This is a genomic window from Giesbergeria sinuosa, assembly GCF_042652905.1.
GTDB classification, from domain to species: Bacteria; Pseudomonadota; Gammaproteobacteria; order Burkholderiales; family Burkholderiaceae_C; genus Simplicispira; species Simplicispira sinuosa.
In genome coordinates this window covers 15,887-38,632 of record NZ_JBHSHJ010000015.1, presented here as the reverse complement: position 1 = coordinate 38,632, position 22,746 = coordinate 15,887, and the positions used below count along the sequence as shown (strand labels likewise).

General features: G+C 58.0%; 20 protein-coding genes. 8 read left to right on the top strand and 12 right to left on the bottom strand.

The window, feature by feature from the left end:
- Nucleotides 1-8: 8 nt before the first annotated feature.
- The 3 genes from ACFO6X_RS14665 to ACFO6X_RS14655 all read left to right on the top strand — a co-directional run bounded on the left by ACFO6X_RS14665 (nt 9) and on the right by ACFO6X_RS14655 (nt 5,911).
- Nucleotides 9-626, top strand: a complete 618-nt coding sequence (locus tag ACFO6X_RS14665) for a hypothetical protein (RefSeq protein ID WP_382434457.1) — start codon at nt 9-11, stop codon at nt 624-626.
- Nucleotides 627-683: 57 nt separating this feature from the next.
- The gene (gene acnB / locus ACFO6X_RS14660) at nt 684-3,275 is read left to right on the top strand and encodes a bifunctional aconitate hydratase 2/2-methylisocitrate dehydratase (protein ID WP_382434455.1); all 2,592 of its coding nucleotides are present in this window, start codon (nt 684-686) and stop codon (nt 3,273-3,275) included.
- A gap of 134 nt (nt 3,276-3,409) precedes the next feature.
- The gene (locus tag ACFO6X_RS14655) at nt 3,410-5,911 is read left to right on the top strand and encodes a diguanylate cyclase domain-containing protein (RefSeq protein ID WP_382434452.1); all 2,502 of its coding nucleotides are present in this window, start codon (nt 3,410-3,412) and stop codon (nt 5,909-5,911) included.
- Nucleotides 5,912-5,924: 13 nt separating this feature from the next.
- Here ACFO6X_RS14655 and tolA read toward each other — a convergent pair whose 3' ends face one another.
- From tolA to ACFO6X_RS14610, 9 genes are all read right to left on the bottom strand, one after another.
- Nucleotides 5,925-7,142 carry a cell envelope integrity protein TolA gene (gene tolA, locus ACFO6X_RS14650; RefSeq protein ID WP_382434450.1) on the bottom strand — a complete coding sequence of 406 codons (1,218 nt, stop codon included), beginning with the start codon at nt 7,140-7,142 and terminating at the stop codon, nt 5,925-5,927.
- Between the two features lie 29 nt (nt 7,143-7,171).
- Nucleotides 7,172-7,600 carry a biopolymer transporter ExbD gene (locus tag ACFO6X_RS14645; protein WP_382434448.1) on the bottom strand — a complete coding sequence of 143 codons (429 nt, stop codon included), beginning with the start codon at nt 7,598-7,600 and terminating at the stop codon, nt 7,172-7,174.
- Between the two features lie 15 nt (nt 7,601-7,615).
- Nucleotides 7,616-8,320, bottom strand: a complete 705-nt coding sequence (tolQ, locus tag ACFO6X_RS14640; protein WP_382434446.1) for a protein TolQ — start codon at nt 8,318-8,320, stop codon at nt 7,616-7,618.
- Nucleotides 8,317-8,739, bottom strand: coding sequence for a tol-pal system-associated acyl-CoA thioesterase (gene ybgC / locus ACFO6X_RS14635; protein WP_382434444.1), 423 nt, complete (start codon nt 8,737-8,739; stop codon nt 8,317-8,319). The genes tolQ and ybgC overlap by 4 nt, the downstream gene beginning before the upstream one ends.
- Nucleotides 8,740-8,758: 19 nt before the next feature.
- The gene (locus ACFO6X_RS14630) at nt 8,759-9,943 is read right to left on the bottom strand and encodes a pyridoxal phosphate-dependent aminotransferase (protein WP_382434442.1); all 1,185 of its coding nucleotides are present in this window, start codon (nt 9,941-9,943) and stop codon (nt 8,759-8,761) included.
- 87 nt (nt 9,944-10,030) lie between these two features.
- Entirely contained in the window at nt 10,031-10,594 is a 564-nt protein-coding gene (nusB, locus tag ACFO6X_RS14625; RefSeq protein WP_382434440.1) for a transcription antitermination factor NusB, read from the bottom strand.
- The gene (gene ribH, locus ACFO6X_RS14620; protein ID WP_382434438.1) at nt 10,591-11,055 is read right to left on the bottom strand and encodes a 6,7-dimethyl-8-ribityllumazine synthase; all 465 of its coding nucleotides are present in this window, start codon (nt 11,053-11,055) and stop codon (nt 10,591-10,593) included. The genes nusB and ribH overlap by 4 nt, the downstream gene beginning before the upstream one ends.
- Before the next feature lie 3 nt (nt 11,056-11,058).
- Nucleotides 11,059-12,180, bottom strand: coding sequence for a bifunctional 3,4-dihydroxy-2-butanone-4-phosphate synthase/GTP cyclohydrolase II (gene ribBA, locus ACFO6X_RS14615; protein ID WP_382434436.1), 1,122 nt, complete (start codon nt 12,178-12,180; stop codon nt 11,059-11,061).
- A 217-nt stretch (nt 12,181-12,397) separates the two neighbouring features.
- Nucleotides 12,398-12,703, bottom strand: coding sequence for a 2Fe-2S iron-sulfur cluster-binding protein (locus ACFO6X_RS14610; protein ID WP_382434434.1), 306 nt, complete (start codon nt 12,701-12,703; stop codon nt 12,398-12,400).
- A 224-nt stretch (nt 12,704-12,927) separates the two neighbouring features.
- Here ACFO6X_RS14610 and gshA point away from each other — a divergent pair, with 224 nt between their 5' ends.
- Nucleotides 12,928-14,457, top strand: coding sequence for a glutamate--cysteine ligase (gshA, locus tag ACFO6X_RS14605; RefSeq protein WP_382434432.1), 1,530 nt, complete (start codon nt 12,928-12,930; stop codon nt 14,455-14,457).
- Here the strand turns inward: gshA and ACFO6X_RS14600 are convergent.
- Genes ACFO6X_RS14600 through ACFO6X_RS14590 form a run of 3 tightly spaced genes read right to left on the bottom strand, consistent with a single transcriptional unit; the run spans nt 14,430 to nt 18,352 of the window.
- Nucleotides 14,430-14,690 carry an oxidoreductase-like domain-containing protein gene (locus ACFO6X_RS14600; protein ID WP_382434430.1) on the bottom strand — a complete coding sequence of 87 codons (261 nt, stop codon included), beginning with the start codon at nt 14,688-14,690 and terminating at the stop codon, nt 14,430-14,432. The two genes, gshA and ACFO6X_RS14600, sit on opposite strands and share 28 nt — an antisense overlap.
- Nucleotides 14,690-14,953 carry a hypothetical protein gene (locus ACFO6X_RS14595; protein WP_382434428.1) on the bottom strand — a complete coding sequence of 88 codons (264 nt, stop codon included), beginning with the start codon at nt 14,951-14,953 and terminating at the stop codon, nt 14,690-14,692. Before ACFO6X_RS14595 ends, ACFO6X_RS14600 begins: the two co-directional genes overlap by 1 nt.
- A 24-nt stretch (nt 14,954-14,977) precedes the next feature.
- A complete protein-coding gene (locus ACFO6X_RS14590) occupies nt 14,978-18,352 on the bottom strand; it encodes an MASE3 domain-containing protein (protein ID WP_382434426.1) in 3,375 nt (1,124 codons plus the stop codon).
- A 269-nt stretch (nt 18,353-18,621) separates the two neighbouring features.
- Here ACFO6X_RS14590 and ACFO6X_RS14585 point away from each other — a divergent pair, with 269 nt between their 5' ends.
- The 4 genes from ACFO6X_RS14585 to ACFO6X_RS14570 all read left to right on the top strand — a co-directional run bounded on the left by ACFO6X_RS14585 (nt 18,622) and on the right by ACFO6X_RS14570 (nt 22,504).
- A complete protein-coding gene (locus ACFO6X_RS14585; protein WP_382434424.1) occupies nt 18,622-19,572 on the top strand; it encodes a prenyltransferase in 951 nt (316 codons plus the stop codon).
- A gap of 68 nt (nt 19,573-19,640) precedes the next feature.
- Complete coding sequence (gene ylqF / locus ACFO6X_RS14580) at nt 19,641-20,603, top strand: ribosome biogenesis GTPase YlqF (protein WP_382434422.1); 963 nt, start codon at nt 19,641-19,643, stop codon at nt 20,601-20,603.
- Nucleotides 20,604-20,643: 40 nt separating this feature from the next.
- Nucleotides 20,644-21,630, top strand: a complete 987-nt coding sequence (locus tag ACFO6X_RS14575; protein ID WP_382434420.1) for an ion transporter — start codon at nt 20,644-20,646, stop codon at nt 21,628-21,630.
- Entirely contained in the window at nt 21,581-22,504 is a 924-nt protein-coding gene (locus tag ACFO6X_RS14570) for a DHH family phosphoesterase (RefSeq protein ID WP_382434418.1), read from the top strand. Before ACFO6X_RS14575 ends, ACFO6X_RS14570 begins: the two co-directional genes overlap by 50 nt.
- Nucleotides 22,505-22,746 lie beyond the last annotated feature (242 nt).

Genomic DNA, 22,746 nt, shown 5'->3' with positions numbered 1-22,746 from the left:
AGTTTTCCATGAAAGCCTTGTTTGCATCCGCCCTGCTGGCCTTGACCCCCGCATTGGTGTTGGCTGTTCCTTCTGCGTCCAAATCTGGAACTTCCGTCAAAAAGACGGCTGCTGTCAAAGCCAAGCCCAGCCAAAAAGTGGTGGTGGCCAAAGCGGATACCCGCAGCAACCGAGGCCGTGCGGTGGCCGTGGGTGCAGCAGCTGTGGGTGCTGGCGCCCTGGGTGCTGCGGCATTGGCTAGTACGCCTGTGGCGGCTGCTTCTTTGTCGCCCGAGGCTTTGTCGGTGGCAGAGCGCGTGCATACCGGCACCATTGCTTGTGAGTTGGGTGCTTCGGTGCGCGTGACTGCTGACCCGCAAGCCCCCGGCCACTTCCATGTAGATGGAAAAGGCTTTAAGTACCACATGGCTCCGGTAGCCACTACCACGGGCACCGTGCGCCTCGAAGACCAGAAAGCGGGTGCCGTTTGGTTGCAAATTGCCAACAAATCCATGCTGATGGATCAAAAGCGCGGCCAGCGGTTGGCCGACGAGTGCATGAGCCCTGAGCAATACCAAGTGGCCCAAGCCATCAAAAAGAATCCCCCGCCCAGCGTGCTGGATGCGCAGCCCACAGCTACCCGCTGAGGCTTTGTTCCTGTACGTTGAAATCGCCCCACACCTACAAAACCACCGGAGAAATTGATGTTGAAAGCCTACCGTGACCATGTGGCCGAGCGCGCCGCGCTGGGTATCCCCCCGCTGCCCCTGGATGCCAAACAAGTGGCCGAATTGATCGAACTGATCAAGAACCCACCCGCCGGTGAAGATGCCTTCCTGCTCGACTTGCTCACACACCGTGTGCCGCCCGGCGTGGACGATGCCGCCAAGGTCAAGGCCAGCTTTTTGGCTGCTGTAGCCCACGGTGACATTGCCGTTGGCCTGATTTCCAAAGCCAAGGCCACTGAGCTGCTGGGCACGATGGTGGGTGGTTACAACGTACATCCGCTGATTGAATTGTTGGATGATGCTGAAGTGGCTGCTGTGGCCGCTGCCGCGCTGAAGAAGACACTGCTGATGTTCGACTTCTTCAACGATGTGGCAGAAAAGGCCAAGGCGGGCAATGCTTTCGCCAAAGATGTGATGCAAAGCTGGGCCGAGGCTGAGTGGTTCACCAGCCGCCCTGAAGTGGCACAAAAGATCACCGTCACCGTGTTCAAGGTGCCCGGTGAAACCAACACCGATGACCTGTCGCCCGCCCCTGATGCGTGGAGCCGCCCTGACATCCCGTTGCACTACTTGGCGATGTTGAAGAACACCCGTCCTGACGCGGCCTTCAAGCCCGAAGAAGACGGCAAGCGCGGCCCGATGCAGTTCATCGAAGACCTGAAGCAAAAAGGCAACCTTGTTGCCTACGTGGGCGATGTGGTCGGTACAGGCTCCAGCCGCAAGTCCGCCACCAACTCGGTGATTTGGGCTACTGGTCAAGACATTCCGTTCGTGCCCAACAAACGCTTCGGTGGCGTGACCTTGGGTGGCAAGATTGCGCCTATCTTCTTCAACACGCAAGAAGACTCTGGCTCGCTGCCCATTGAAGTCGATGTGTCCAAGCTGGAAATGGGTGACGTGATTGACGTGCTGCCCTACGACGGCAAGCTGCTCAAGAACGGTGAGACCGTGGCCGAGTTCGCACTCAAGAGCGATGTGCTGTTGGACGAAGTGCGTGCCGGTGGCCGTATCAACCTGATCATTGGCCGCAGCCTGACGGCCAAAGCCCGTGAGTTCTTGGGTCTGCCAGCCTCCACTCTGTTCCGTCTGCCCACAGCGCCTGCCGAAACCAAGGCTGGCTTCACGCTGGCGCAAAAGATGGTCGGTCGTGCTGTAGGTCTGCCCGAAGGCCAAGGCGTGCGCCCTGGCACTTACTGCGAACCCAAGATGACGACCGTGGGTTCGCAAGACACCACCGGCCCCATGACCCGCGACGAGCTCAAAGATTTGGCTTGCTTGGGCTTCTCTGCCGACTTGGTGATGCAATCGTTCTGCCACACCGCTGCTTATCCCAAGCCAGTGGATGTGAAAACCCACCGCGAACTGCCCGCATTTATCAGCAACCGTGGCGGCGTGGCCCTGCGTCCCGGTGATGGCGTGATCCACAGCTGGCTCAACCGCCTGCTGCTGCCCGATACCGTGGGCACAGGCGGTGACTCGCACACCCGTTTCCCGATTGGTATCTCCTTCCCCGCAGGTTCTGGTCTGGTGGCCTTCGGTGCGGCCACTGGCGTGATGCCGCTGGATATGCCCGAATCGGTGCTGGTGCGCTTCAAGGGTGAAATGCAGCCCGGTGTGACCCTGCGCGATTTGGTGCATGCCATTCCGCTGTACGCCATCAAGGCCGGTCTGCTGACGGTAGCCAAGGCAGGCAAGAAGAACATCTTCTCGGGCAAGATTCTCGAAATCGAAGGTCTGCCTGATCTGAAGGTAGAGCAAGCCTTTGAGTTGTCGGATGCCTCTGCCGAGCGTTCTGCTGCTGGTTGCACCATCAAGCTCAACAAAGAGCCAGTGGCTGAGTACCTCAAGTCCAACATTGTTCTGATGAAGAACATGATTGCCGATGGTTACCAAGATGCCAAGACACTGCAACGCCGCATCGAAAAGGTGGAAGCTTGGCTGGCCAACCCCGAGCTGCTCGAAGCCGACAAGGATGCCGAATACGCTGCGGTGATCGAGATTGATCTGGCCGACATCAAAGAGCCTATCGTTTGCTGCCCTAACGATCCCGATGATGCCAAGTTCCTGTCGGAAGTCCAAGGCACCAAGATTGACGAAGCCTTTATTGGTTCGTGCATGACCAATATTGGGCACTTCCGTGCTGCAGCCAAGCTGCTGGGCGGCCAGCGCGACATTCCCGTCAAGTTGTGGGTTGCTCCACCCACCAAGATGGACCAAAACGAGCTGATCAAAGAAGGCCATTACGCCGCCTTTGGTGCCTCGGGTGCCCGCACTGAAATGCCCGGTTGTTCGCTGTGCATGGGTAACCAAGCCCAAGTGCGCGAAGGTGCCACGGTGATCTCTACCTCTACCCGTAACTTCCCCAACCGTTTGGGCAAGAACACCAATGTGTTCTTGGGTTCGGCAGAACTGGCAGCGATTGCCTCGCGTTTGGGTCGTCTGCCTTCTCCTGAGGAATACCTCAAGGAAATGGGTGTGATTGACGCCGACAAAGCCAGCGTGTACCGTTACATGAACTTCGACCAGATCGAGGAGTACGCGCAAGCTGCCCAAGGCGTTGCTGCCTGATTCTGTCATCGGTTGATTCATCCGGGGGCTAGAATGCCGCCGGTGTGAACCGTTTTGTCGAGGCCCGCGCAATGCGCGGGCTTTTTCGTATGGATGTCAGGGCTTTGGGTGTTGTGAAGTTGAGCCGTTCTCCGATGCTGCCACACTGTTTACAGACCTTGGGTCTGTGGCTGCTGATCAGCCCATTGCTGCTGTTCATTTCTGTGTCTGCCCGCGCCCAAGATCGTGTGACCTTGCAATTGAAATGGGAGCACGCTTTTCAGTTTGCAGGCTATTACGCTGCACTGGAGCAGGGCTACTACCGCGATGCCGGATTTGAGGTTACCTTGGCAGCGGGCAAGCCAGGGGTTGATGTGGTCGGGCAGGTAGTGTCTGGCAAGGCAGAATTTGGCGTGGGCACCAGCAGTTTGTTGCTGGCCCGTGCGGCAGGTAAGCCGGTGGTGGTGTTGGCGGCGATCTTTCAACATTCACCGCTGGTATTGATCGCCCGTGGCAATGCACCTGGACAAAGTGTGCATGATCTGGCGGGTAAGCGGGTCATGCTGGAGCCGCAGTCAGAAGAATTACAAGCCTATTTGCGCCAATCAGGGCTGGCACCATCTGAGTATGCCAAGTTGCCCCACAGCTTTCAGGTACAGGACTTGATTGATGGCAAAGTGGATGCCATCTCGGCTTATTTGTCCAACGAGGTGTTTCTCCTTCGGCAGGCAGGGGTGCCCCACCAGATTTATACCCCGCGTTCGGTCGGTATTGATTTTTATGGCGACAACCTGTTCACATCAGACCGCTTGTTGCGTGAGCAGCCAGAACGTGTGGCTGCTTTTGTGGCGGCCAGTTTGCGCGGTTGGCGCTATGCGTTAGATCACCCAGAGACGATCAATGCTTGGATACGTCAAACCTATCCTGGACTGCATACGCCAGAGTTTTTGGCCTTTGAGGCCGAACAGACCCGTGCTTTGGTACGGGCTGATCTGGTGGAGCTGGGCTATATGCACCCAGGCCGTTGGCGCTATATTGCTGATACCTATGCCAGCCTCGGATTGCTGCCTGCAGGGATACCTCTGGAAGGGTTCTTGTACCAGCCACAGGATGGCCGTGGCACACACTTGCCCTACGAATGGATAGTGGGGGCGGTGTTGGTGATGGGGCTGGGGGGTGGGATGACGCTGTATGTTTGGCGCACCAACCGCCGTTTGTGGGGGGTGTTGCAGCAGAGTCGGTGTCAGGCACAGCGCGAGCAAGCCCGTAGCCAAGTATTGGAAATGTTGGCCCACGACGCACCTCTGAACGATATTTTGTATGCCATTGTTCGCAGCGTAGAAGCAGAACGGCCTGCCATGTTGTGCAGCATTTTGTTATTAACCCCTGACGGCATGCATTTGACCAATGGGGCTTCGCCCAGTCTGCCTGATTTTTATTTGGCAGCCATTGAAGGCCTGACCATCGGGCCTGCGGTGGGTTCTTGCGGTACTGCTGCGTGGGGTGCTCACCGGGTAGTGGTAGAAGATATTCAGTCTCATCCGTATTGGACTCCGTACCGAGCATTAGCGGAGCGCGCAGGCTTGCGGGCTTGTTGGTCACAGCCTGTTTGTGCGGCCAATGGGCAGGTGCTGGGCACCTTTGGCATGTATTTTGATACTGTGCAAGCGCCGGGCGCCGAAGAGATTGCACTGATCGAGGCTGTGGCCCATCTGGCTGCGATTGCCATCGAGCGCGCGCGTTCGCAGGAGGCGCTGCGCATCAGTGAAGAGCGGCACCGGCTGCTGGCCGACCATGCTTCTGATGTCATCTGGACCATGAATCTGGAGGGCCGTTTTACCTATGTCAGTCCCTCTGTCGAAAAGTTGCGGGGTTATACCGTGGCCGAAGTCATGGCCCAAGGTATTGATGAGGCTTTGACTGCCGAGTCTGCGGTGGCGGCCAAGGCGGCCCTGCATGCGGCCATTGAGGCGGTCATGCACGGCCAGTCTTTCCCGGAATTGCGTCAAGAGTTGGAGCAGCCCTGTAAGGACGGTTCTACCGTGTGGACGGAGGTGACCACTTCGGGTATTTACAGCCCTTCGGGTGAGTTTATTGGCATTTTGGGTGTGACCCGTGATATCAGTGAGCGCAAGCGCAACGAACAACGTATTGCTTACATGGCTCGCCATGATCCGTTGACTGATTTACCCAATCGGATGCTGTTGGAAGATCGCTTGCGTCAAGCCTTGCTGGCGAGCAGGCGCCATCATCATCAACTTGCCGTCATGTTTTTAGATCTGGATAAGTTCAAACCTGTCAATGACCAGTATGGTCATGCGGTTGGAGATTTGTTGTTGCGTGTTGCTGCGCAACGTATGCAGACCCAAGTGCGTGCGGCAGATACGGTTGCACGTATTGGTGGTGATGAGTTTGTGGTGCTGTTGCCCATAGTGCAGTCGACTGCGGCGGCGTTGCAAGTGGCAGAAAAGATACGGGTGGCCTTGTCACAGCCGTTTGATTTGCAGGGTGTGGTCGTGAGTATTTCTGCCAGTATTGGGGTGGCGCTGTGTCCAGATCATGGTGGCAGTGATGTGGAGTTGCTGCGCCATGCAGATGCGGCGATGTACCAAGCTAAACAGCAAAACGCCAGTGGGGTGGCCTTGTTTACTGTGTAAGCAGGGGTGGCGTTCAGTCTTTGGGCCGGAAGCCGATCTCTAGGGTAGAGGGCACCCGACCATCAGTGTCGCGGGGTAGACTTTCAGTCTTTTGCAGGGCGCGCAGTACGGCTGTATCCCAGGCCTTGTCACCGCTGGATTGGATGAGTTTGGTGCCAACGATGGTGCCGTCAGGGGCCGCGCGCACTTCGACCACTGCGCGTGGGTTGCCCGCCACATCATCGGGGTAGATGATGTTAGGTTTGACCTTGGAAGCCACTTTGCCGCCATAGCTGGCCGAAGGCCCACCGGCACCGGTGCTGTTGTTGCCTCTACCGCCCGCACCGCTGCCGCCCCCAGCTTGGGGGCCACCACTGTGTTTGGCGTTGCCCGTGGCATCGTCGCCACCGCTGGCACCCGCCAGTGCTTGCATGCGGCGCAAATGTTCTTGGCGCCGGGCTTCTGCTGCTTTGGCATTGGCCTGTTCGATGGCCTCTTGTTTGCGTTGTGCTTCTTGGGCTTGGCGCTTCTTTTCTTCGGCCTGCTGTTTTTGCTTTTCTTGTTGTTCGCGCCGTTCTTGTTCTCGTTCCTTGTCGCGTTCACGTTCGCGTTCTTTTTCACGTTCTTTGGCCTTTTCGGCTTTTTCTCGTTCTTTCTCGCGAGCAGCTTTTTGTGCTTTTTCTTCTTGTTCGGCTTTAGCGGCTTTTTCTTTTTGCAGGCGCTCTTTCTTCTCTTGTTCGAGCCGTTCTTTCTTTTCCTTCTCTAGGCGTTCTTGGCGCTCGGCTTCCTTGCGTTCTTTTTCACGTTCTTTGGCTTTTTCTTTTTCGCGCTCTTTTTCACGTTCTAGTTGTAATTGTCGTTCCTTGTCCTTTTTCTCTTTTTCCAGACGCTTCTTCTCACGCTCGATGGCAATATCCGCGTCGCGGGTGTTGGCGATGGCGGCAGGCGCAGGTGGTGGAGCCGGGAGTGCCGGTGCGGGGGGGAGTGGTGGCGCTTCTGCGGAGGGAGCCGGTGCTGGCGTGGGGGCTGGTGGCGGGGGCTGTTCTGTCAGGCGTGGCGCTGCCTGCTGCGGCAAAGCAGCCCACAATTCTGCTTGCACAGAGCCGCTCTCTTCTTCATGGGTTTTCCAATTCACGCCCCAAGTTAAGGCGCCCACCAGTAGAACATGGGCCAGTACAGCCAGAGAAATGGCGCGCAGCCGACCCGGTGGACGGGGCGGTGAAAACTGCTCGCGGTCGTGGTGCGTGGGCATGGCGTGCAGAAAAAGCGAGGTCGCAGCGATCAGGAGCCGCTTTGTTTCACAGACAGCCCCACACGCTGGACACCAGCTTTCTGTAGTGCGCTCATGGCTTTGACCACCGCTTCGTAAGCCACGGTTTTTTCTGCTGCAATGATGACTGCGGCTGTGCCATCGGGTTGGCTTTGCTGCCATTGCAGCGCCGCTTGGGCCGCTTCTTTCTCAGTGACGGTGCGGGTCGAACCATCGACAGACAGTTGCAGCAGACCATCTTTGCCTACGACCACGGTGGCAAATTTGACAGGCTGTTTGTTGGCTTTGCCCACAGTGGGTACGTCCACCATGCCAGGTGTGAGCATGGGGGCTGTCACCATGAAGATGATAAGCAGCACCAGCATCACATCGATGAAAGGCACCATGTTGATCTCGTTCATGGTGCGGCGACCACGACCGCGCGATGCAATGGCAGGCATGACGGATTCCTTGCCTCAGTGGCCCGAGGCCGAATGAGCGGGTTGTGCCCCCAGATTGCGCTGGAGGATATTGGAGAATTCTTCAATGAAGGTTTCGAGCTGATTGGCTACGCGGTCGCAATCGTGGGCAAAACGGTTGTAGGCAATCACGGCGGGGATGGCGGCAAACAAACCGATGGCAGTGGCAACGAGCGCCTCTGCAATGCCTGGGGCCACTGTGGCTAGCGTGACTTGCTCCATGCCTGCAAAGCCAGTGAAGGCGTGCATGATCCCCCAGACCGTTCCAAACAGACCCACATAGGGCGACACCGAGGCCACCGAACCCAGAAATGACAGGCTGGACTCGACCACATCCATCTCGCGTTGAAAGCTGGCCCGCATGGCCCGACGGGCACCGTCTAGTAAAACACCAGGATCAATAATGCGGCGCTCACGCAGTTTTTGAAACTCCCGCATACCGCTGGCAAAGATGCGTTCCATGGGGCCACCTTGCTTGGCATTTTGTGCTGCACTGGCATAAAGATCGTTCAGGCTGGTGCCCGACCAGAAATCGCGCTCAAAGTCCTCATTCAAGGCTTTGACCCGTTTGAGGGCAAACAGCTTACGGAAGATGGCAGCCCAGCTGGCGACAGACACGCTCAGCAGCAGCAGCATGACGAGTTGCACCACCCAGCTGGCATGGAGTACCAGACTCAGGATGGACATGTCTTGGGAATTCATGATGAGATTTGTTCCAGAAGGGAAGCGGGAATTCTTGCAGGGCGCATCGTGCTGGCATCAACCCAGCCAATACGAATCGTGGCTGCACAAAGCAGCGGAGCCGAAGCACTGAATGGGTACGCAGACAGGAAGGCCTCCTGCAACAATGTCAAAGAGGCGCGTCCCGCTTGTTGGAGTTGGGAGGTCACGATAAGTTCATCATCCAATCGTGCGGGCGCAAGGTAACGCACCTGGGCATCGGTGAGCACAAACATACCGCCACTTTGTTCACGCAGTGCCTGTTGCCCGATGCCCAGTGTCCGTAGCCATTCGGTGCGAGCGCGTTCAAAAAACTTCAGGTAGTTGGCATGGAACACAATGCCACCCGCATCGGTGTCTTCCCAGTAGATACGGATGGGAAGCTGGAAGGCCGTGGTCATGGTGCTGGAGTCCCCCACCTTAGCCGAGCAAAGAGCGCAGTCGGGCCACGGATTCTTGCAATTGAGCCAATGAACTGGCCGTAGAAAAGCGCACGAAACGTTGGGTTTCGGCGTTGCCAAAGTCGCGCCCCGGTGTCACGGCCAGATGGGCGCGTTGCATCAGGGCATAGGCAAAGTCCCAACTGCCTTGCACACCCAGTTTGTGTGCAGCAGTGGTGCAATCAGCCCAAGCATAAAAAGCACCATCGGGCGGAACGGGCACAGGCAGGCCCAGCGACTCCAAGGCCGGGATGAAATAGTCACGCCGGGCCTTGAATTCGGCCCGGCGGCGCTCGTATTCTTGTAGGCTCTCTGGCTCAAAGCAGGCCAATGCCGCATGTTGCGATACCGTGTTGGCACAAATAAACAGGTTTTGGGCCAGTCGTTCCACCACCGGCACCAGAGTATCTGGCACCACCATCCAGCCCAAACGCCAGCCGGTCATATTGAAGTATTTGCTGAAGCTGTTGATGCTGATGATGTGGTCATCGATGGCCAAGGCGGTCTGACCAAAGGCATCGTCATGGCTCAAGCCCAGATAAATTTCATCGATCAGCGTGAGGCCTCCATGCTCTTGGACTGCTTGGTGGATGCGGCCCAGTTCATCAGGGGCAATGGAGGTGCCGGTGGGGTTGGAAGGCGAGGCCAGCAGCACGCCCCGTGTGTGTTTGTTCCAGGCGGAACGCACCTTGTCGGCACTGAGTTGGTAGCGTTCGGCTGCAGTAGTGGGAATCAGCACCGCCCGGCCTTCGGCAGCACTGACAAAGTGTCGGTTGCAAGGGTAGCTGGGGTCGGGCATGAGTATCTCGTCGCCCGCATCAATCAGGGCCAAACAGGCCAATTGCAAGGCTGCTGAGGCACCCGCCGTGACCACAATGCGCCGTGCTGGCACTGCAATGCCAAAACGCTGTGCATACCAGCCACTGATGCGTTCGCGCAAGACATCCAAGCCTAGCGAGGGGGTGTACTGTGTACGGCCATCACGGATGGCGCGCAAAGCAGCTTCCTGCACCAAAGGCGGAGCCGTAAAGTCTGGCTCGCCAATGTTCAGAAACACCATCGGCTGGTGGCTGTGGGCCACCTGTGCCGCCAAGGCTTGGGCAGCCTTGGCCACTTCCATCACATAAAACGGTTCAATGCGTTGGGCGCGGGAGGATATTTTCATGGGCAGGAGAATGGAGAGCGCAACACAGGTGGAGCGGTAGACAACCCAAAACACCCCGCAAATGGGGGGTGTGGCTGCAATTCAGTCTTATGCAGTAGGTTCTGTGGTAGCGGAACCGTGGTTGCGCGGGCTGGCATGGGTGTCGGCAGCTACTTCGGTGGCACGCAGTTGGGGCGCCAGGCCACCCAGCACGCCATTGACATACTTGTGCCCATCAGTGCCACCAAACTCTTTGGCCAGTTCAATGCACTCATTGATCACCACACGCCACGGCACATCGGCACAGTGTTGGAATTCAAAGGCACCAATCCACATGGCCGCATGCTCAATGGGCGAGATCTCGGCCAGCTTGCGGTCTAGCAGGGGGGTGATCAGGGCATCCAGATCGGCGGCTGTGTTGATACAACCGTGCAGCAGGGCGCTGTAGTGTGCGGCATCGGCCTTGTGAAAACCCGACAGATCGCGCGTGAAGGCGTCAATGGCTTCAGCATGGTTGCCGCCCACCAAGTGCTGGTACAGGGCTTGCAACGCAAACTCGCGCGCCCGGCTGCGGCTGGATTTGGATGTGGCCTTGCGGGCGCCCGTGCTGGTCAGGCCTGTGCGCGTTGACCGAGGGGGACGTTGACGTGGGGGGGTGGATGGCTCGCTCATGCTAATTCCTCCAGCAGACAGGCCATCTCTACCGCCACTCGGGCGGCATCGGCACCTTTTTCGGTTTGGCGGGCAATGGCCTGTTCCAGATTTTCGGTGGTCAGGATGGCGTTGGCAATGGGCAGGTGGTAGTCCAAGGCGATGCGGGTGACGCCAGCGCCCGATTCGTTGGCAACCAGTTCAAAGTGGTAGGTTTCGCCCCGGATGATGCAGCCCAGCGCAATCAGGGCATCAAATTCTTCACGGTCGGCCAAAGCCTGCAAAGCCAAGGGCACTTCTAGGGCGCCAGGCACAAACACATGGGTGATATTTTCTTCGGCCACGCCCAGCGCCAGCAGTTCTGCACGGCAGGCTGCTGCCAACGCATTGGTAATGCCTTCATTAAAGCGTGCCTGCGCGATACCGATGTGCAGCTTGCTGCCGTCCAGCTGTTGTGTAGCGCCTTTGTCTGCATTCAACATGGTTTATTCCTTGGGGATATAGCCGGTGATTTCGAGTCCGTAGCCGGTCATGCTGGGCAGGCGCCGGGGTTGGCCCATGAGCTTCATTTTGTGTACGCCGCATTCGCGCAGAATTTGCGCACCAATGCCATAGGTGCGCAAATCCATGCGTCCACGTTCGGGAGCCTGTGCCGAGCGGGCTGTGCCTTCAAACTGTGCCAGCAGTTGGCTGGCGCTTTCGCCACAGTTGAGCAATACGGCCACGCCTTTGCCCTGCTGGTGCAAATAGGCCAAGCTGGTGTCCAAACCCCAAGAGTGCATGGCACGGTTCACTTCCAGTGCATCCAGTACGGACAGCGGTTCGTGTACGCGCACGGGCACCACGTCTTCAGGCGTCCATTGGCCCTTGACCAGCGCCAGATGCACCGATTGGCTCGGTTTGTCGCGGTAGGCATGGGCTGTGAACTCGCCAAAGGCGGTTTGCAGCGTGCGGCTGCCTACTTTTTCGACCAGTGACTCATGGCGGCTGCGGTATTCGATCAGGTCGGCAATGGTGCCGATTTTCAGGCCATGTTCGGCCGCAAACAGTTGCAGGTCAGGCAGACGGGCCATCGTGCCATCGTCTTTCATGATCTCGCAGATCACGGAGCTGGGGCTGCACCCTGCCATCAGCGACAGGTCGCAGCCGGCCTCTGTGTGACCAGCCCGCATCAGCACGCCGCCATCAACGGCCTGTAGCGGGAAGATATGGCCCGGTTGCACCAAATCGGTGGGCTGGCTGCTCTTGGCAACCGCTACTTGTACGGTGCGGGCGCGGTCAGCCGCTGAAATGCCGGTGGTGACGCCTTCAGCCGCTTCGATAGATACCGTGAAGGCGGTGCTGTAGACCGTGCCATTGCGTGCTGCCATAGGGGGCAATTTGAGAAACTCGCAACGCTCGCGGGTGAGCGTCAGGCAGATCAGACCCCGACCAAAACGGGCCATGAAGTTGATGGCCTCGGGCGTAACATGGTCAGCCGCCAATACCAGATCGCCTTCGTTTTCGCGGTCTTCTTCATCAACCAAAATGACCATGCGCCCAGCGCGCATTTCGGCCACGATGTCTTGTACCGGCGAGATCGGTACGGGGGTGAGGGGGGTGTTCATGGGGGCTTTCGTCGGTAGGCCGCAGGGTGGAGCGTGGTGCAGCGCAAAGCCCCTGGTGCTGGCGCTTGGGGCTTGCTGGCCCGGAAAACGCCCCAAAGAACATGCGATACGGCGCCGCCGTACGGTAGGCCAGCCCAAGTTGCACAGGCTGGCCCAAAAAGAGAAGATTCTAGCGCCGCACGAGACGGTGCTCTATGGCAGATGTGATGAGGGTTATTCAGAGGACGGACATTTCGAGCACCACATCAGACAATGGATGCGCCACGCAGGGCAGAACGCAACCGCTGGCATGTTCTTCTGGGGTGAGGCCCGGCCAGTCGATGGTGTAACGCACTTGGCCTTCGATCAGTTGGCCAATGCAGGTTCGGCAGGTGCCATTGCGGCAGGAGCTGGGCCAGTCAATGCCGCCTTGCTCTAGTGAGGTGAGCAGTGGTTGCTCGGGCCAAGCATCGCATTGCTGGCCGTCTGGGGTGGTGCGTGCAATGAAAAAAGGGATGGCTGGTGGCGTAACAGGCAGGGACATGGTGGACGATTGCCTAAAAAATAGGCAATTTGTAGAGGTGCTTTAAGAATCAACCAGTTGGATTGAAATAGGGGGCATTTTGGAGAGTTGTCCACAGGATTGTCCAACGAATACAGGGATAACCCTGAAGAGATTGCGTTCATAAGGCATCTTGGTTGGGGTTCTGGCCTGCGCGCCCGGACGTGCTAAGTTCCAACCCATCGCGTTAGATGGATACCGAGAATATGAGCACACTACAAGAGCGCATCCGCCAGCAATCTCCTGCACGTCTGACCGGCATACGCCGGGGCATCGAAAAAGAGGGGCTGCGGGTTTTGCCCAGCGGTGGGTTGGCCCTGACACCGCACCCATTGATGCTGGGCGCTGCCCTGACGCATCCGCATATCACTACCGACTACAGCGAGTCGCAAATTGAATTGATCACTGGTGCCCATCGGGGGGTGCAGGAATGTTTGGACGAGCTGACCCATATCCACCAGTTTGTATTGCGCACCTTGCAGGCCCAAGGAGGAGAAATGCTGTGGGTGTCGAGCATGCCGTGTGGTTTGCCCACGGATGAGACCATCCCATTGGCCCGCTTTGGTAGCTCCAATGTGGGCCGAGCCAAAAGCGTTTACCGAATGGGGCTGGGCCACCGTTATGGTCGCCGTATGCAGACTATTTCAGGATTGCATTACAACTGGTCTTTACCGGGTGTAGGGAGCGAAGCGTATTTTTCGTTGATCCGAAATTTCCGCCGCCATGCTTTTGTGTTGCTGTATTTGTTTGGTGCTTCGCCTGCACTGTGCCCATGCTTTGTGCAAGGGCGTGAACATCGCCTGCAACCTTTGGGTGATGCGGGGCAATCGCTGTACCTGCCCTACGCTACCTCTTTGCGCATGGGCCGGTTGGGCTACCAAAGTGATGCACAGGCGTCGCTGGCGGTGAGCTACAACGGGCTGGAGGGCTATGCCAACAGCCTGCACGAAGCCTTAACCCAACCCTACCCCGCCTATGAGGCCGTTGGGGTGCGTAATCCGGGGGGAGACTACAACCAGTTGGGCACCAGCTTGTTGCAAATAGAAAACGAGTTCTATGGCACCATTCGGCCCAAGCGTACGGTACACACTGGCGAGCGCCCGCTCCATGCCCTGCGCGAGCGGGGCGTCGAGTATGTAGAGGTGCGGCTGATGGATTTAGATCCATTTGAGCCTGTGGGCATTGCTGCACAGACCATGCGTTTTCTGGATATCTTCTTGCTGCACTGCCTGTTGACGGACAGCCCCGCAGATACGCCCGATGAGATTGAGCAGCTCAAGCGCAATCAGCACAGCACGGCTGAACAGGGCCGTGAGCCAGGGCTGCGTTTGGAGCGTATGGGGCAGTGGGTGACGTTGAACGATTGGGCCGCTGAGATTTTGGCCGAGTGTGTGCCAGTGGCTGAAGCGTTGGATATGGCCCATGCAACCGAGGATTACAGTGCCGCCTTGGACGCAGCCCGCCATCGCTTGGCTACACCAGAGCAAACACCATCGGCTCGGGTATTGCATGACATGGCTGGGGTGATGAACCACAGTTTTAGTGCGTTTGCCTTGCAACAGTCGATGGTGGCACGCGATGCCGTGTTGGCGCTGCCTTGGGATGTCAATCAACAAGCCCATTTTGAGGCCTTGGCGGTGGAATCGCTTGCGGCGCAAAAAGCGTTGGAGGCCGCCGATACCCTGCCCTTTGAGGAGTGGCGCCAGCGTTATATGGCCCCTAGTGAGCTGGGCTGAGCGTGGGGTGCATCCAGTTGCAGCAATGCCGTTTGGCGCCAGTATTCGGTGGCGGCATAAAAGCCCTCCCAAACGCATCCATTGCAGCCCCTGCCACAGCAACTGGTGGGTTCTGGTGGCGGCGGGCGCAAGACGATTCCTGCTTGGCTTGCTGCCAGAGCTTGCAGCTGCTTGAAGAGCTCTCGGGCTTGGGGTAGGTCAGTGGCCTGCGTGGGCCAGAGGGGCGTTGGCATCATGGAGCAGGTGGCTGTTGGTTTTTGGTGTTGGTGCGGGCACGGCGCAGACCGTATTGCACAATGAAGGCGCACCCCAACACCAAAGCGAACCAGCCAACGGCCACCGCTTGGGCCATCATCTCTTGCACGCTGGCTGAACGCGCGATAAACGGAGCCAGCAGCACCAGCAGTCCGATCAGTGCGCAGGTAATGCCTTTGATTAACAGTTCTTTATCGCCCTCAGGGGCGGTGTGGCGTTCAAGGCGGGAAGGCTGTGGCATGGGCGGGTGGTCATGGAGGGGGCGTTATTGGGGCAGGGTGTAGCCGTGCTCGCGCACCAAAGACACCAAGGCATCGGCTACCACCGGATCATAGATATGGCCCCGGCCCCGAACAATCTCGGCCAAGGCCACATCCAGTCCTAGGGCTGGGCGGTAAGGGCGGTCGGCAGCCATAGATTCGAGCACATCCGCCACTGCCAGCACCCGTGCCTCGGGCATGATTTGATCACCGTGCAGCCCCTGTGGATAGCCGCTGCCGTCCATGCGTTCATGGTGCTGGCGGATGATATCGGCCACTGGCATTGGGAAATGGACGTCCTTGAGAATTTCATAGCCGGTTTGGGCATGGCATTTCACGATTTCCATTTCCAGTTCACTCAGGCGGCTGGGCTTGGTGAGGATTTCTGCGGGCACGGCAATTTTGCCAATGTCATGCACCAGCCCGACCAGCTCCAGCATGGTGCAGCGGGCCTCATCCCAGCCCATTTGCCGAGCGATGGCGCCAGCAATCAGTCCAACGCGCCGTTCGTGGCCTGCGGTGTAGGGGTCGCGCATTTCTACCATGTTCGAGACTGCTTGGAGCGTGCCCTTCATGGAGTCTTCCAGCTGGTGGACATAACCGGCAATTTGTTCTTCGGCCCGTTTGCGTTCGGTCACGTCTTGGGCCATGACAATCGTAGCTTCCTCGCCATCGTCCCAAAGAATCTGGTTGGCGTTGAGCCCTAGTTCTATCATCGTCCCGTCTTTGCGGCGCATGGGGACGCTGTAGGAGACATTGCGTTCGCCTTCTTCCAAGCGGTGCCATGCGGCATGGATACGCTCTAGCGTGGGAGAGTCGGTGGTGGTGAAAGACAAAATATCGTTGTTGAGCAGCTCTTGGGCCGACCAACCCATCATCTCGCAGTAACTGGGGTTGACATAAATGATGCGCCCGCCCCGGCGCACATAAATGCCGCTGATGGTTTGTTCAATCATGCTGCGAAAACGCTTTTCACTCTCTAGCAGCGTGCGTTGGCTGCAGCGAATGTCGGTGAGATCAGTCCAAGCGATGATGGCTTCATCGCCCACCAAGGCCACCGTGCCCCGTGCAATGCGGGCGCTGCCGTCTTTGCAACGCAGCACCAATTCGGGCGATTCAGCCACGGTGCCTTGGCGGGCCAAGGTCAGGCTTTCTTCCCAATGCTGCCGGAGTTCGTCACGAATTTGGGGGGTGGCATAGGCCGCAGCAAACCAGTGATTGATGGTGGCAATGTCTTGTGGGGTGTAGCCTAGCCACTGCTGGAACGATTTGTTCAGCGTGCGTAGCTCTCCAGTGCTCAGGCTGTAGATTTGCATCGGGGAGGGCGACGCTTGAAACAGTTCACTGAAGCGGTGCTCTGACAGGCTGACTTGCTCTTGGGCTGCTCGCAGATGCTGTGCGTTGCTAAAGTTGCGCAGTGCAAAAGACAGGTCGGACGCCATTTCGTTGAGCAGCAGCATCTCATCGTGCTCAAAGATGTTTTGTGGGCTGGCGTACAGGCCAAACACACCCAACAGTTGCCCATCGTAAAACAGTGGTAACAGGGCACGTTGCCCAATATGTTGCTCGTGCAGAAAGGCCAGCCAAGGATCGGTGAGGGGGGCGTTGGGGAGGGCAGGAACGTCATAGACCCGTATCTCCCCATCGACCAACGTGGGCAGTAAGGTGTTGAAGGCGCTGCCGTGGTGGTGGATGGTCTGCTCTAGGGCGGGTAGCACTGTGGCCGCGATGCCGTGGGTGTGTGCTAGCTGTAGAGGCTGGTCTGGCGTGGTGCGCAAGGCCAAAAACAGCATGGGAAAGGTGCTGTGGGCAATCAGCCCTTGGTACAGACGGTCGAGCAGTTCGTCGCGGTTTTGTGAATACACCACAGCCCGGTTGGTGGTGCTGAGCAGTTCATAGAGGTTGGACAGGCGTTGCACCTTCTCAGCCGCCTGTATCCGTTCGATGCAATCGGCGATTTGTTGCACTACGCTGTCGAGCAGGGGGTCTTCTTCGGGCAGAAAGTGGGGTGTAGGGCTGCCATCGGCAGGGCAGGGGTACCAGACCAACAATTGGCCTTGGGCTTGTCCGTGGATGCGCAAGGTGCGCTCTTTGCGGACAGCGGGCAGGGGGGTGGGCAGTGGTAAGCCAAAATGGCCCCAGGTGCTGTGCAGGGCCACCTGAATTTGCTCTGGCCGCAAAAAGGCTGCAGGCAACAGACGCACGACACCTTCTAGCAACGGAGGCAGTTGCAGCTGAGGCGTTTCCACCAATTGGGCAATCGCATGCAGACAACGCAATTCTTTGATGCGTTCACCCAAGGTAAACACCAAAGCTTGGCGCTCTGTTTCCATGCGCTGGCGTTCTGTGATGTCGCGCACTACCTGTACATAGCCTCGCCCATCGCCCGGAAAATGCAGTGGTGCCAGACTGCATTCAATGGTGCGTTGATCTTGGTGGCGCTCTAGCTCGACGGTAAAGGCTGTGTGTTGGGTCAGGAGGTGTTGGCAGACGGGGCAGTCTTGTGGTGCCACAGCGGCGTTGTGAAACAGAGCATGGCTGGATTGGTTGACCAGTTTTTCTGTGGGCAGTTGGCAATGCTGGGCTGCGGCTTGGTTGGCCTGGCGAATGGTGCCATCGGTGCCAATGACCAAAGTGGGATCGGGTACGGCATCGTAGGTGCTGGCGGTGCGTGTCAGCATGTCAAACGGCTCGCCCAAGGTGTTGTGCACCAGCGCCAAATACACATGCCAATAGGCAAATATCTTGAGCACATGACCAATCAGATTGGCTTGGGCATAAACGCTCACGTAGCGGGTAAAGGCAAACTCTGCTGCCATGAGCAATGCGGCGGCCAGCAGCAGATTGGTCAGGAGCTGCGGTGACATCAGGGCGCGGTAATGCCAGAACAGCAGCATGGCCCCGACCATCATGCTGATGATGGCGTACTCGGCGTAAATTTTCAGGGGTGTCAGGCCTTGACCGTCGATGTAGGCCGCAGGCAAATGGCCGCTGGCTACCGCCAAAATCGACAGCAAGGCAGCGGCACCAAAACCCAAATGTAGCCAGACAACATGCACGCTGCGCAATAAAAACAGCGGTGCACTGAGTAGGGCCAGGGCTTGCAGGCAGCGGGCGGCCAACCAGAGTTGGGTGGCTGGGTTGGCGCTGTCAGTCGGCAGCAACTGCATACCCTGGAACGCGAGCAGGTGGGCCAGATCAATGGCCCCACACCAACCTATGCCCACAGCCACATAGACCACAAAGTGGTTGCGTGTGAAGCGCAGGGACGTGGTGGCTACCACCATAGCCACAGTACCGATGACAATCGAGAACAGTTCTGCCAGTGCATGAAACAGCAGGTAGCTCACCTTGGTGCCCAACCAGCAGATGAGAGCCATCAGCGAGGGAGCCAGCAAACTCTGAACCATCCGCTGCCAAGGCGTTGGGGGGTGCAGAGCGCCAAGGTTTAGAGGTGAGGGGTGGTGCATAACATGGGGGCCGTGCCAAAGGAATGGAGGGTGCCTGGGTCTGGGGATATCAGGGGGGGCAGGTTCGGATGGCACCATTATCCAAAACGTGGCGCAGAAATGTGCCACGTTGGCTAGGTGGTGCAGCACAATTCTGTGGTTGCATTTTCTGGGCTGCGGTGGGCAGCCCGTTCCCACCCATGAATCCATTTGTTCGTTTCTTGTCCACCTTAGGCCATCTGTGGCGTCGTTTGGGATGGTGGGCCTCTATGGTGCGCCCCGGTTTTTTGGTGATTACGGCGGTGGCGTGTTTGTTGGGCCTTGCTTGTGCCGCACAGGCGGGTGTGGCGTTGTCGGCGGGCAAGGCTGTAGTGACATTGGTGTTGGCCTTGGTGGCCCATGCGGCAGCCAATGTACTCAATGACCATGAAGATGCACGTAACGGTGCCGATGCCGCAAACACACAGGGGTTGTTTCCTTTTACCGGCGGCTCGCGTCTGATTCAGACGGGTGTGGTGCAAATGCAAGATATGCAGCGTTTGGCGTGGGTGCTGCTGGTGGTGTTGGTGTTGGGAGGACTGTGGTTGGCCTGGAACAGTGGGCCAGGGCTGCTCTGGGTGGGGCTGGCCGGGGTGGGGTTGGGCTGGGCCTATTCAGCGCCCCCACTGGTGTTGATGTCGCGTGGCTTGGGGGAGGGGGCCGTGGCACTGGCTTGGGCCTTGATGGTAGTGGGAGCCGATTATGTGCAGCGGGGCCATTTTGCAGCAGTGCCCATGCTGGTGGCGTTAGCTTACGGACTGATGATTGCCAATATTTTGGTGGGTAATGCCTTTCCGGACGCGGCTGCCGATGCACTGGTGGGCAAGCGCACTTTGGCTGTGCGTTTGGGTTGGCGTGGGGCGGCCCGCTTGTACCTTGGACTGGCCTTGTTGGCACATGGTTGGGTGTGGGTGCTGGTGTGGTGGCGTGTATTGCCCCCAGGAGCCGCTTGGGCCTTGCTGGCGGCACCGCTGGCGCTGGCAGCCGCCGCGCTGCTGTGGCGTCATGGCGCCCAACCCCAGCGTTTGCGGCCTGCCTTGGTGCTGGGCATTGCTGCTGCGGTAGTGCATGGTCTGGCATTGACGGTGGGTTTGTGGTGGGCAGCACCTTGAAGGGCGCCACCGGCCGACAATGGCAGCCTGTATACAACACCCCCCATTTCCCAGAAAGAGCGCAATCCATGTCTATCCAATGGTTTCCTGGCCACATGCATCTGACCCGCAAGGCCATCGCCGAACGCATCAAGGACATCGATGTCGTGATTGAGGTGCTAGATGCGCGTCTGCCCGGCTCCAGCGCCAATCCATTGTTGGCCGAACTGACTGGGCACAAGCCCACGCTCAAGGTGCTGAACAAGCAGGATGTGGCCGATCCAGCGCGCACGGCGCTGTGGGTAGATTGGTACAACGCCCAGAGCGATACCGCTGCCGTGCCCCTCGATGCAGCCGATCCTGCACCGGCGCGCAAGCTGATTGATGCCTGCCATCGGTTGGCACCCCACAGGGGTGGTATGGCCAAGCCGATGCGTGTACTGATTTGTGGCGTACCCAATGTGGGCAAATCCACCCTCATCAATACCCTGAGCAACAAGCGCCAAGCCAAAACGGGCGATGAGGCCGGTATCACCAAGCTGGAGCAGCGCATCACACTGGCAGATGATTTCTATCTCTGGGATACCCCAGGGATGTTGTGGCCGCGCATCAGCGTGGTCGAGAGTGGCTACAACCTCGCAGCCAGTGGGGCTGTGGGGCGCAATGCCTATGACGAAGAGTTGGTGGCACTGGAATTGTTGCGGCGGTTGCAAGTGTCCTATGCACCTTTGCTGGAGGCGCGCTATCGGCTGGGGCAGCTTGCTGACAGGTTAGCCACCATGCGTGATGACGAACTGCTGGAGGCCATTGGTCGTAAACGTGGCGCGATGATGGGGGGGGGACGGATCAACCTACAAAAAGCCGCCGAGATCGTGTTGACCGATTTTCGTACTGCTATTTTGGGCTGTATTACGTTAGAGACGCCACAGGAGTTTGAGGCTTGGCGCGCAGCTGCGGCCTTGCAAGATGCGGAACGCGCGGTAAAAAAGCAGGCCCGTGAAGCCCGAAAAAAAGGTCGCAAGGGGGTGTCTAGCCCTGTCGTGGAGTCCTGACAACGGTCAGATGGGCTGTGGCTGCGTTATCTTCAGGCCCATGTCTGTTGTTGCTTCACCTTCCAATCGTTCTGCTGGCGCTGTGCCGGTACCCAAGTCCCATACCGATTATTTCGGCACCCCCGATGCGGGTTGGCGTCAACGCCTGCATACGGTGGTGTTTCGCTCTGATACGCCTGCGGGGTTATGGTTTGACAAGGTACTGATTGTCTTGATCGTTGCCAGCGTGCTGGTGGTGATGATGGAGAGCATGGAGGCGTTGCCTGCTTGGTTGCACCAAACGCTGGCGGTGGCAGAGCTGGTATTTACGGGCATTTTTACGCTCGAATATTTGGCCCGGCTGCTGTGTGTGCGCCGTCCTTGGCGCTATGCACGCAGTTTTTTTGGCATCATTGATCTGCTCTCTATCCTCCCCACCTATTTGGCGTTGTTGGTGCCTGGCCTGCATGTGCTGATTGATGTGCGCGTGCTGCGGTTGATACGGGTCTTTCGTATCTTCAAGCTCACCGCCTTCGTCATGGAATACCAAACGCTGGGCGGTGCTTTGGCCGCGAGCTGGCGCAAAATCATGGTGTTTTTATCGGTGGTGCTGATGATTGTGCTGGTGATGGGCACCTTGATGTATGTGATTGAAGGGCCGGCCCACGGCTTTACCAATATCCCCACCGCTGTGTATTGGGCCATCACCACCATGACGACGGTGGGTTTTGGTGACATCACGCCCAAGACCGATCTGGGGCGATTGATTGCCTCGTTGATGATGTTGTTGGGCTGGGGCACATTGGCGGTGCCCACGGGCATCGTCACTGCCGAGATGAGCTGGCAGCGGCGCGTTCATGAGGTACCTGCCTTACAGACCCCCTGCCCTGGCTGCGGCAGTCGTGACCACAGCCTGCATGCACGCTATTGTCAGCATTGTGGCAGTCTGTTGGACATGCCAGCGCCAGAGTCTGTGCAGAGCGCGACAATGGCACCCCATGAAAACCATTCTTCCTCTGCAACTGCTGGTGGCTCCCGCGCTGGATGACCCCCGTCCTCTGATTCTCTACCACGGCCGTCGTTGTCCGGATGGGTTTGGCGCAGCCTTGGCGGCTTGGTTGTATTACGGCGGCCAAGCCGAGCTGGTGGGCCTAGACCACGGCGATGTGCAAACCTTGGCCGATTTGCCCCCGGTGTCGGGGCGTGCGGTGTATATCTTGGACTTTTCTTTCAGTGCCGATATTTTGCGCGGTATTGAGGAGCAGGCCGCCAAGTTGGTCATGCTCGACCACCATAAGAGTGCAGCCGAAAAACTCACTGGCTTTGCCTGCCGCTGTGGTGTCATTCACTTTGACATGCACAAGTCGGGTGCTCGCTTGGCCTGGGAGTTTTTTCATCCTGATCGGCCGATTCCTGATTTGCTGCGCTACATCGAAGACCGCGACATCTGGAAATGGGAGTTCCCAGAAAGCGCAGCCTTTTTGTCTGCCTTGGATATGGAGCCGCAAGACCTGGCCCGCTGGCAGGAGATTGCCAGTTTCGACGCCGAGCAGCGTGCCGCTTTTGTGGCCCGTGGTACGGCGATGGACGAAAAATACCGCAAACTGTGTGCCGATCTGGCTGAAAACGCCCAGCCCTTGGTGTTTAACGGCATTGCCGGGTTGATGGTCAATGCCCCTGGCATGTTTCACAGTTTGGTGGGCGATATTTTGGCGCGCAAGTCTGGCACCTTTGCGCTGATGTGGAGTGCGGGAGAAAAAGGGGTGAAGGTGGGACTGCGCTCACGCAGCGAGTTCGACTGCATTGCGTTGGCCGAGAGCATGGGTGGCGGCGGGCATGCCCAAGCTTGTGGTTTTCGGATGGGTGTTGAGCGTTTGTCGGAGCTGCTCAGCGGCACTTTTAATGCCTACCCTGTAGCTTAAAACGCAGATCAACCGCCCCACCAGCGCCGCCAGGAGGGACAAAATTATAGTCTTTTGACTCTCGCCCTGTCGTGACAGCGTGCTGCCTTTTTTTTGAGCAAAGTGTAGAGACTCAATAAAGATGCGGGTTTGCGGCCTATCGATGGAGGGTTCCCCACAGAGTTATCCACAGTTTTTGGGTACAACCGCGCTGGCCTTTAAAAGTCTTATATGAATCTCATATAGGAATCAGATATACTCTG